Source organism: Aquimarina sp. I32.4, assembly GCF_002924285.1.
Lineage (GTDB): Bacteria > Bacteroidota > Bacteroidia > Flavobacteriales > Flavobacteriaceae > Aquimarina.
Map to the genome: position 1 here is coordinate 57,065 of NZ_PGUB01000014.1, position 9,799 is coordinate 66,863.

Annotated in this window: 6 protein-coding genes and 1 pseudogene; 2 read left to right on the forward strand and 5 right to left on the reverse strand. The window is 32.1% G+C overall.

The window, feature by feature from the left end; all coding sequences use genetic code 11:
- Positions 1-62 precede the first annotated feature (62 nt).
- The 5 genes from CVD18_RS05025 to CVD18_RS05045 form a co-directional block, all read right to left on the reverse strand.
- A complete protein-coding gene (locus CVD18_RS05025; protein ID WP_103864350.1) occupies positions 63-2,531 on the reverse strand; it encodes a TonB-dependent receptor domain-containing protein in 2,469 nt (822 codons plus the stop codon).
- Positions 2,512-3,873: an HTTM domain-containing protein gene (locus tag CVD18_RS05030; RefSeq protein WP_103864351.1), complete on the reverse strand. Its 1,362-nt coding sequence runs from the start codon at positions 3,871-3,873 to the stop codon at positions 2,512-2,514. Before CVD18_RS05030 ends, CVD18_RS05025 begins: the two co-directional genes overlap by 20 nt.
- An 8-nt stretch (positions 3,874-3,881) precedes the next feature.
- Entirely contained in the window at positions 3,882-5,003 is a 1,122-nt protein-coding gene (locus tag CVD18_RS05035) for an imelysin family protein (protein ID WP_103864352.1), read from the reverse strand.
- Positions 5,004-5,111: 108 nt separating this feature from the next.
- Positions 5,112-6,353, reverse strand: coding sequence for a DUF4856 domain-containing protein (locus CVD18_RS05040; RefSeq protein ID WP_103864353.1), 1,242 nt, complete (start codon positions 6,351-6,353; stop codon positions 5,112-5,114).
- A gap of 170 nt (positions 6,354-6,523) precedes the next feature.
- Positions 6,524-7,390 (reverse strand): hydroxymethylglutaryl-CoA lyase, encoded by an 867-nt coding sequence (locus CVD18_RS05045; protein WP_103864354.1) that lies wholly within the window; start codon positions 7,388-7,390, stop codon positions 6,524-6,526.
- Positions 7,391-7,688: 298 nt separating this feature from the next.
- Here CVD18_RS05045 and CVD18_RS05050 point away from each other — a divergent pair, with 298 nt between their 5' ends.
- Together CVD18_RS05050 and CVD18_RS05055 are read left to right on the forward strand one after the other, a co-directional pair.
- Positions 7,689-9,275, forward strand: a complete 1,587-nt coding sequence (locus CVD18_RS05050) for a sensor histidine kinase (protein WP_103864355.1) — start codon at positions 7,689-7,691, stop codon at positions 9,273-9,275.
- A 26-nt stretch (positions 9,276-9,301) separates the two neighbouring features.
- Positions 9,302-9,799: pseudogene (locus CVD18_RS05055) on the forward strand (hypothetical protein); the annotation flags it as partial.

Genomic DNA, 9,799 nt, shown 5'->3' on the forward strand with positions numbered 1-9,799 from the left:
TTAAAAATATACAATTACACTATCTATTTTAATTGAACAAAAGTTAATTATTAAATAAAAAATTACCACTTAAACTGTAATGTAGTATACCAAGTTGTAGGATCAGAAGGTATAATCCCAGGGCCTGGATACCCTGTAGCTCTTTGGGTAAAATACTTTTCATTCAATACATTATTGATCCCTGTTTCTAATTTAAACATTTTGTATGTATACGATAAAGAAAGATCTACTATTGAGTACTGAGGTATTTTTCCTAAGGTTCCTTCTTCTTTACTCCCAAAATCTGCTCTATCTGCATTGGTTACTTCTGTAAATTGCTCAGATAAATGAGTATATTGAATACTTCCTAAAAAGTTCTTATACCCAAAACCAATTCCAGTTTTTAAATTAATCAATGGAATAAATTCTACTTTATTTCCTTCTATCTGTTCTTCTGATTTTGTATACTCAGAATCAGTAACAGCAAGGTTTACAAAAGCGTTGAACACATAATTAGAGTTTTCTGGCAAAAATGAATTTGCAATGTTCCAATTGGTATAACTTTCTAGCCCATAAATAAATGCACTTCCGATATTACCACGTACTCGTTGTGCTCTATCATTAAACACCTCTCCTATTCTATCATCATACCACAATCCAAACACACTGGCATCAAAAGTAAGCACATTGCTTATCTTTCCTCTAACTCCCATATCAGCAGTAAATCCTTCTTCATCGCCTATATTTGGTCTAATCACAAAGGTTGGATTTACTATTCGTATATCACTAAAGGTTACTGATCTATAATTTTGTGAAACATTTACATATGCTTCAAAATTATCATTTACCTTGTAGCTAGAACCTAATCCTAGTAGAACAAAGGATCGCTCTAAAGTTCTATTATCAGTTTCGATTGTATTATTTATAGGGTTACCCGCATTATCAAATGCCACATTATTATAAGTTCCTTCTGTCTCTGTTTTGATATATTCATATCGTATTCCTGGAGTGATCGAAAACTTATCTGTAATCGTAAAAATATTCTCTCCAAATAACGCAATATTCAGGTTCGGAAAATCAAAACTAGATTGATTAGGATATCCTGCAACAGTGCTATTTCTAAAACTAAAATCTGCATCAGACCCAAAACTTCCAGGCCCTTGCCTAGCATCATTATTTGCTTGATAATACTTTGACCCTATCAAAAAGACAGATTCTTTACCTAATACATTATAACGACTTAGTAATCTTGCTTCTGCTCCCCAGTTCTGAAAATTCCCTACAATAAGATCTCTAGGATTCACAAAATTACCAGAAGGATCTACCTCGTCAACTTCTGTAATAGCATTAGAATTAAGATTTGTTTGTATTCCTCTAAAACCTAAGGCTCTCCTTGATGCATCCAAGCCAAAGAAATTAATACTAAAGTCTGTCTTATCAGAAAACTCATGTTCCAATTTTAAAGAAAACAATTTCCAATCCACATCAAACCAATTTCTTGTCCTATTACTATAATCAGGTTCAAGATCAAACTGAGTATCTGTTAGACCACCAGGTTGCTGGGCTAAATAATCTAAATAGGTAAACTCTCCTATAAGTTTTGTCTTATCAGAAATCTGGTATCCTAAATGTGCATATACATTCTTTGATTCAAACTCAGAGTTTGGTCTAAAACCATCTCCTATTTTATAGTTAAAATACGTGTAATAACTAATTTTTCCTACTGTACCACTTAAACTATTAAAACTGGTAAATAAATTAAATGACCCCAAAGATTGACGAGACACCAATTCTATTTTTTTAGTTGGATTGGGTTGCTTCATTTTGAAATTGATCAATCCTCCAAATTGAGTTCCGTATTGTAATGAGGCTGCTCCACGAACCACTTGTATTTCGCTCAATGCTTCTGCAGGTGGTGTATAATAACTCTCTGGGTAACCTAGAACATCTGCACTCATATCATACCCATTTTGACGTGTATTAAAATTTGCCGTTCTATTAGGATCAAGCCCTCTACCACCAATATTAAGTTGCAATCCTCCTGCACTGTTTTCATAAATATTCAACCCTGCAACCTGAGCATAGATTTGTCTGGCATTATTTGATGCCATATTACCCAAAGCATTATCTAGTAAAACCACTTCACTTTTTTTACCTGCAAATATTGCTGTTCCTTCTACTGGTTTTAATCGTCGTAATCCTGATATACGTTCTCTCCTTTGAGTGATCAAAACCTCAGAAAGTTCTTCCCCGATAGGTTTTAATACAAAATCAAAATGAGTATCAGTATTTATTTTTATTTGTTTTTCAAGAATATCATAATCATAGCTAAACACAGTAATTACGTATACTCCGTTTTTGATATCTACAAATTCAAAACTACCACTCTCCTCTGTGATAACATGTTCTCCTGTATTTTGGTTATACACCTCGGCATTTGCAATAGGTTGGTTATTTTGATCAGTTACTGTTCCTGTTAATTTGTGCTGACCTGTAACCCAACTTGCTACAAATAGTGCTAATAATAGTATACTATAATCCTTTAATTTCATCTTTAAATGGAGTAATCCACGTTTTATGTTTGAATGATTCTTTTTCTTTTACCAGATCTATACTGGGGTCTATATATTGATCACTCAATCTACCATTGAGTGTAACATAACTTTCTACAAAAACCTGTATATTTTTATGTCCTTGTTTTTTAAAATGTTGTTTTAAATAATGTGCATACTGCAAAATAAAATCTGGTTGTGTTGCCATTTGCTTTTGTTGAAAAGCTGTCAAAAAATCATCATTATCTATATAAAACCTACTACCAGATACACTATCTATAATCTTAAAATTTGCATACCCTGCTTTTTCTATCAACATAACCCTCCAAGAGAAACGAAACCCTTCTTCGGTCCAAAATAATTCTCCAGGATACAGTAAATAACGAAACGGCAAAAGTAATTGAATTACAAAAAACAGAGATACCAAAGAGATCAGTATTTTTTTCTGTATGCTACTATATGAGAAGACCTGATTTGTATCAAAATAATTTTTACTTATTTTAAAAATCTTAGATATGCCCGCTAATACTCTATGATGAAAATTATCACTAAAGAAAAGTAATGTGCTTACAATCATTATATAGGGGAACATACCTATAGGAAAAAGTATTCTAGTAAGTATATGGAATACAACAACTAATATAAAGGCAATACCTCTTGTCTTTCTATACAATAATAAAAAAGGGATGGTTAAATCATATATTGCTCCTGTATAACTAAATAGATAATGTACCCATTCATGATGCATTATATTTCCTATGACTGGAATATCATATTTTGAAGGCAACCAGATTTTGAGCGGCATTGCTTTTACCAACCAGTCTGAATTAAGCTTTGCCAATCCTGCATAAAAGTATACTATTCCTAAAAGTAATTTGACTACATCTATAGTCCATTTAGGAATATGCTGATATGATGTACCTTTTCTCCAGGCGTCTATAGAATAGTATACATTCGCTGGTAAAAAGATCATCAAAAAGCTCATTAAACTTATAAAATAATAATGATTAAGATAGGTTGTTTTATCTATTAATTCTATGTAGGTAAAACTGAGAAAAAAAATAAGTATAGCTATTCTATATTTATATCCAAGCGCTACAAAAATTGCAGATACACCACAAACAACAAAAATTATATACGTATACACTCCTAATGGTTTTACCCACTCAAAACCATAATATGTAAAAAAAAACTTAGGTTGTATGTATAGCTTATCAATCCACCCGTAACTCCAAAAACGAATGATACTCATGCTCATCATTATTCCAAAAAAAATACGAAAGACTGCAAGTGGTGCAGCCTCCGTATTTTTTTCAAAATATTTTGTAGACATCAAATTCATAGGCCTTATTAATCTCCATCAGCATCAACAAAATCCACTCTAATAGAAAGCGCTGATAGCATATCTACTTTCAAGAAAACCACATTTTTCTGAAGTTCTTTATACGCATCTAACATTAAATTATTATTAGTTCGAACCTCAGCAGAAAAATCATCTGCCAAATTAGAGGCTTCAGTTCTTGCAAGATTAAACTGATTATTGATCAACGTGCTCAAATCTTCTTCTTCTTTTATAGTATTTAAAAAATCTAAGTACGTTTTAAGACTTTCTCCTGTTGTAGCACTACCAAAATGTTTTCCATTAAAGAAATCCTGTAATGCAGTCAGGTTTGCATTAAAAAGAGCTTTTGATGCATCTTTTTTATAAAACGCTTCTACTTTTTCATTAAAAGTAGTGTTTGAGAATACTCCAGCAGGAATACCAATTTTACCAGCTCTTAGATGTTTTTCATAATGAAAAAGAAAATCGTTTACCAATTTATCTAATGAGCTCGTTGCAGAAGATCCACTATTATTTACAAAAGAATCCCTGTAATCACCTGTCCAATCATTTACAACCTGAGTTGTAAGAGTATCCATGTGCTCAACTACATCAGAAAGGTATGTTTTATATTTTATTGCATTTACATCACTCGAGTAGAATGCAACAATACCGGCATTAGAGTCTGCTAATCCATTAAGCAAGTAATCCAGTGCTCCAAAACCTTGTTCATCTTGTTTTGATACCGAGTTTAAATCATATCCTCCATTAGTAATATTCTTTTCTATTTCTATAGTTGTAACAGGGTATACATTCATAAAATTTCTAAAAGAAACTTCTTCTGCTTTTCCTATTTCAAACATACTCACTGATTGCCACGATACATGTGCATCTAACCATGCTGTTCTTAGTTTTATAAGATTAGATTCATCTGCTGTGGTAACAAACTCAGAGGTTGCCGTTTTCAGATTTGTCATCTCTCCTTTAAAACTTTTATATGCTGGTATTGCTATATTGTCTGCTATATTCTCTAACAATGCTTTTCTATTAAAAGTGTCTGTTCCCGGGTTATCCGAGTTGGTGTCATCACTAGAAGAACACCCTGCTACAACAAACAAAATAGCGGCAAAAAGGAACAATAACTTTTTCATTTTATTTTTATTTATTCTTAATAAATTTTTTACAAATGTAAAAAAAAGAGGAAGAATTATGATTCAATCCTTCCTCTTTTTCACACTTTATCTTATGTTTTTGTCCTTTTAACTACCTGCTTGCGCTACAGTAAAGTTAAATTCGTTTGCGATCGCTTCAGAAATAGCTTGTAAGGTTGCAGGAGTAACATCCCATAATCCGTTTGTTCCACCCATAAGTTGACCAATTAGGCCTTGTACTTGTGTTCTGGTAAGGTAAGGGGCATCGCTATTTGGTTTTCTTGTAAACTGTAAACTATAGATAAATCCATATCCTTCAGAAAGATCATGAAAAGCAGTTGCATGATCAACAGTAGTAGCATCAAGTGCATTTTTACCTTGTTGTAGGTAATATACTGCTCTTACTGCTATTACCTGAGATATTTTTTCTCTAATGATAGCTGCTTGCTCATCTCTTACTGTATATTCTTTGGCTACAATTGCAGCTCTACCTAACTTAAATGCTTGGTAAATATCATCAGCAATTCCTGTAAAATCTGAATCATCATTTACTCTATCAAGGTATTTACTCAAGAATGAATCATCACCTTTCTGGTCACTACCTGATCCTATACTTGCCAAAGGTTTAGCTCTATCTGGTGCTGCTCCAAACAAGTATCCATAAGCCTCATCCCACTTATGCTCCATAGTTGTATAGTTTTTCCCTTCTGCTACAACACCATTATTATTATCTTCTACATTATTAGCATCATCAAGAACACTTTTACCTAAATAGTTATTTAACGCCTGATCGGTCATTAACCCACCTATCAAACTCTTTGCAAATGCCTGATTATATTCTAATCCTTTTGCATTTACATATCTGGTAGAACCTCCTCCAGCTTCTTGTATAAATCCAGCTACTCCAGCTGTTGCTTCTGTATTCCAGTTAGGGAATACTTCGTTTGCCTGCCCTGCTATCCAAGCATCAAATTCTTCTTTTATTGCGCTAGCCTCACCTACATTTACAGAGAAGTAATCTTTTGATGCAGCCGTTTTACTTCTAACACTTTTACTAGATTCATTAAGACTTGCTTCTGTAAAGTCATTTGCTCCTTTTTGATGAGCAAACATATTATCAAGAATAGCTTCTGTTTTCTCACTATCTTTAAATGCATCTATAATTTCTTCTGCCATTGCTATTCTAGTCGTTTGACCACCAAAACTCACAGAACTTTCTCCGTTACGTTCAAAAACATAATTCGTTGGTTCATCTATTTGAACTCCTGGTGTATCATCATCATCTGAACAGGAAGCTAAAACAAGCCCTGCAGAAAGGCAGGTGATTTTAAATAAATTGTTGATTTTCATTGCTTTTTTTATTTAGACTTATTATAATTAATGTCAACAAATATATTCATCAAAAATTATTTAACAAACTTTTATCTTTAGTAAATCTAAATAAGTTTAATTTTTTAACATTAAGAAAGTGGGGTAATGAAGTAATTAAAGAATACTATCGTATTATTTTCAAAGCACCATCAATGGTATATAGAAAATATTTTTGTAGCTTCATTGTGTGACGACTCAAAGCTTAATGTCCTAATATTGGTTTCAGCTTTTGCGGTCGTAAAGTAAGAAATCATTTTCTCTGTAGGCATATTACCCGTCAACTCATCTTTTGCCATAGGACATCCACCAAATCCTTGAATTGCCCCATCAAACCTTCTACAGCCTGCTTTATAAGCTGCATCTACCTTTTCAAACCAAGTGGTTGGCGTAGTATGCAAATGTGCCCCAAACTCAATATCAGGATATGTTGGTATTAAATTTGAGTATAAGTATGTGATAATATCTGGTGTAGAAGTTCCAACTGTATCTGATAAAGATAGAATTTTCACTCCCATTTTACTAAGCTTTTCTGTCCATTCACCTACAATTTCAACACTCCATGGATCACCATACGGGTTACCAAATCCCATAGACAAATAAGCTACCACCTTTTTATTGGCTTTATCTGCAATATTCAATATCTCTTGTAAGGTTGCTACAGATTCTGCAATAGTTTTATGTGTATTACGCATCTGAAAATTCTCTGATATCGAAAAAGGATATCCCAAATAGTCAATAGCTTTATGTTGAGATGCATCATTCGCTCCTCTTACATTTGCAATTATTGCCAATAATTTACTCGTTGTATCAGAAAGGTCTAATTGCGATAAAACATCAGCTGTATCAACCATTTGTGGTATTGCTTTTGGCGACACAAAACTACCAAAGTCTATTGTATCAAAGCCACAACGCAATAATGATTGAATGTATTGCACCTTTTTTTCTGTAGGTATAAATTCTTTTATGCCTTGCATGGCATCACGAGGACATTCAATAATTTTTACGTTTTCGGTCATTTTAGAGAGGTAAACTAAGAAAAAATCAATTATGCCTATAAAAGTATGATTATTTTTTAAAATTTAAAGAGTTTCAACCCTACTTCACTCTACAGACTACTAGAATCTTTTTTTTATCGCAAGCAAGAAAACAGTACCATTCAAAAAAAAATAATCAAAACGAGCCTTCTTTTAAGTTCTTTTATTTTGATATACACCTAGACTTAAAACATATGTAACATAAAAATGGTTACATATATTACAGACATAAGTAATTGATTTATTTATAATTGCTATATTTAAAAGTCAAATTAAAAACATGAGAAATTTCTTTGCTCTACTTTTTTTTATTCTTCAACTCCCCACTACTGCTCAACCCCAATCATCTCAGATAAAACCTATACAAATCACTATCAAGGATAGTATTTATTTTCCTATAGAAGAAGTAAGTCTTTATAAAGATTATTCAAAAGAGCTTACTTTTAACCAAACTACATCACAGTTATTTACTCCCATATATCCCTTACATCTTAAAAATTGCAAACTTAATGCCTTTTATTGGTATCGTTTTATGATTAATCATAAAACTAATGCCAAAACACTCTATTTTTTTACCTTTATTAGTGATGCATCAGACTTTTATATACCGTATAAAAAAGGCTACAAAAAGCATAAAACAGGTACATTCATTAAAAAAGGAAAGATTACATATGATATAGAACAAGCATCTTCATTAAGCATACCTCTAGATTCTATAGATTTTTCTAAGCCTTTTTATTTTAACAAAAAACCAATATCTAATGCGGGAAAATTAAGCCTCAAAAATACTTTTGGGGTTATCCTTATTGATCATAAAAATACTATTAGTGATTTAGTAAAAGAAACTTCATTGGTAAAATATCTAGAATTTTACTCAGGAGCTACATGTATTGCATCCTTACTTTTTCTTGTAAGTTTTTTTATATCTAGAGACAGAAACTTTTTAAACTATAGTCTTTATTTATTTTTTGTAACAGGAATTTTTGCTCCTGAAACCCCTTTTCTTTTTTCTTTACTCAATAGCATTCACCCTATGCTTTCCCATTATATAAATCAACTAAGTATTATTGGTGCTTCATTTTTCTACTTCTATTTTGTATATGGTATCCTAGAGTTCAAAACAAATCATCCTCGATTGTACAAATTCTCTAACTATCTCTTATCTAGTATTATTCTTTTTGCGATCATCAACTTAATTGTTTCCATTCTTACTCCATACCTAAATTACCGTATCGATATTTTTTTCGCATTCAGAGTATTTTTTGGGATTACCGCACTAGTAGTTTTTATATATCTTTTCTCTATAAGAAAAGACCTTATATCCAAGGCTGTACTCATAAGTAGCTTTCTACTTATCATTGGCAATATTGCAGCTATAATTACTAGCAACGGTTTGTATTTCTTAAATACCGTATTAATTGAAATTTTAATTTTCTCAGGAATTGTATCATATAATAACAAAAGAAATGTAGCCTCAAGAGTTAGAAGTCAATATGAACTCGATAACGAACGAAAATTAAAAAAAGAACTCATACAATTAGATAAGGCAAAATCTCATTTCTTTTCAAATATATCTCATGAACTTAGAACTCCACTTACTTTAATATCTACTCCTATACAAAACAAATTAATGAGTAAAAATCTTAGTGATAAAGATCGTTCTGATTTTGAATTGGTTTTAAAAAATAGTAAGCGAATTTCTGAGCTGGTTAATCAATTATTAGATATTTCCAAAATTGAAGCAGGAAGCATGACTTTATCTTTACAAAAAGTAAAACCAATTCAACAAATCAATGCTATTATTAAAGATTTTGAATATCTGGCTGGCTTAAAAAATAGGCTATATTCTATAATACGACTTAATTAGTTATCTTTGTTTAAAAACAAATACAAATGGTGCCAGAATCTTTCACACAATTTTTCAAAAGCCTAGATGAATCGGGTCGTGAGACCGTAATTAAGGAGCTATTGTCTATGGTCGATCCTTCAGAGCCTGACTTGTATACTGTTCATTCCGAGGTGCAACAAAGCCAGTCACTACATTGCCCTAATTGTCAAGACATCGATATCCGTGCAAATGGCAAGGCTAATGGTGTGCAACGTTATTTTTGTAAATCGTGCAAGAAGTATTTTAGGGAAACTACAGGTAAAGTTACTTTTGGTTTAAAAAAGGGGAACTTGCTTAGTGTTTATTTGTACCATATGCTATTAGGCAATTCGATAAAGAAATGTGCTGAACAGACAGGTATCTGTCTCCAAACTTCATTTGACTGGCGGCATAAGATATTAAGTGCCTTTGAAGGGGCTGTTCCTAATGGTTTTGAAGGTATTGTAGAGAGTGATGATATTTTCTTTCTTGAATCTGGCAAAGGAAACAGGGAATTACCTAGA

What these genes read in the sequence shown, in the direction of transcription:
- CVD18_RS05025 (WP_103864350.1), bottom strand. Translation starts at nt 2,531, where the DNA reads ATGAAATTAAAGGATTATAGTATACTATTATTAGCACTATTTGTAGCA.
- CVD18_RS05030 (WP_103864351.1), bottom strand. Translation starts at nt 3,873, where the DNA reads ATGAATTTGATGTCTACAAAATATTTTGAAAAAAATACGGAGGCTGCA.
- CVD18_RS05035 (WP_103864352.1), bottom strand. Translation starts at nt 5,003, where the DNA reads ATGAAAAAGTTATTGTTCCTTTTTGCCGCTATTTTGTTTGTTGTAGCA.
- CVD18_RS05040 (WP_103864353.1), bottom strand. Translation starts at nt 6,353, where the DNA reads ATGAAAATCAACAATTTATTTAAAATCACCTGCCTTTCTGCAGGGCTT.
- CVD18_RS05045 (WP_103864354.1), bottom strand. Translation starts at nt 7,390, where the DNA reads ATGACCGAAAACGTAAAAATTATTGAATGTCCTCGTGATGCCATGCAA.
- CVD18_RS05050 (WP_103864355.1), top strand. Translation starts at nt 7,689, where the DNA reads ATGAGAAATTTCTTTGCTCTACTTTTTTTTATTCTTCAACTCCCCACT.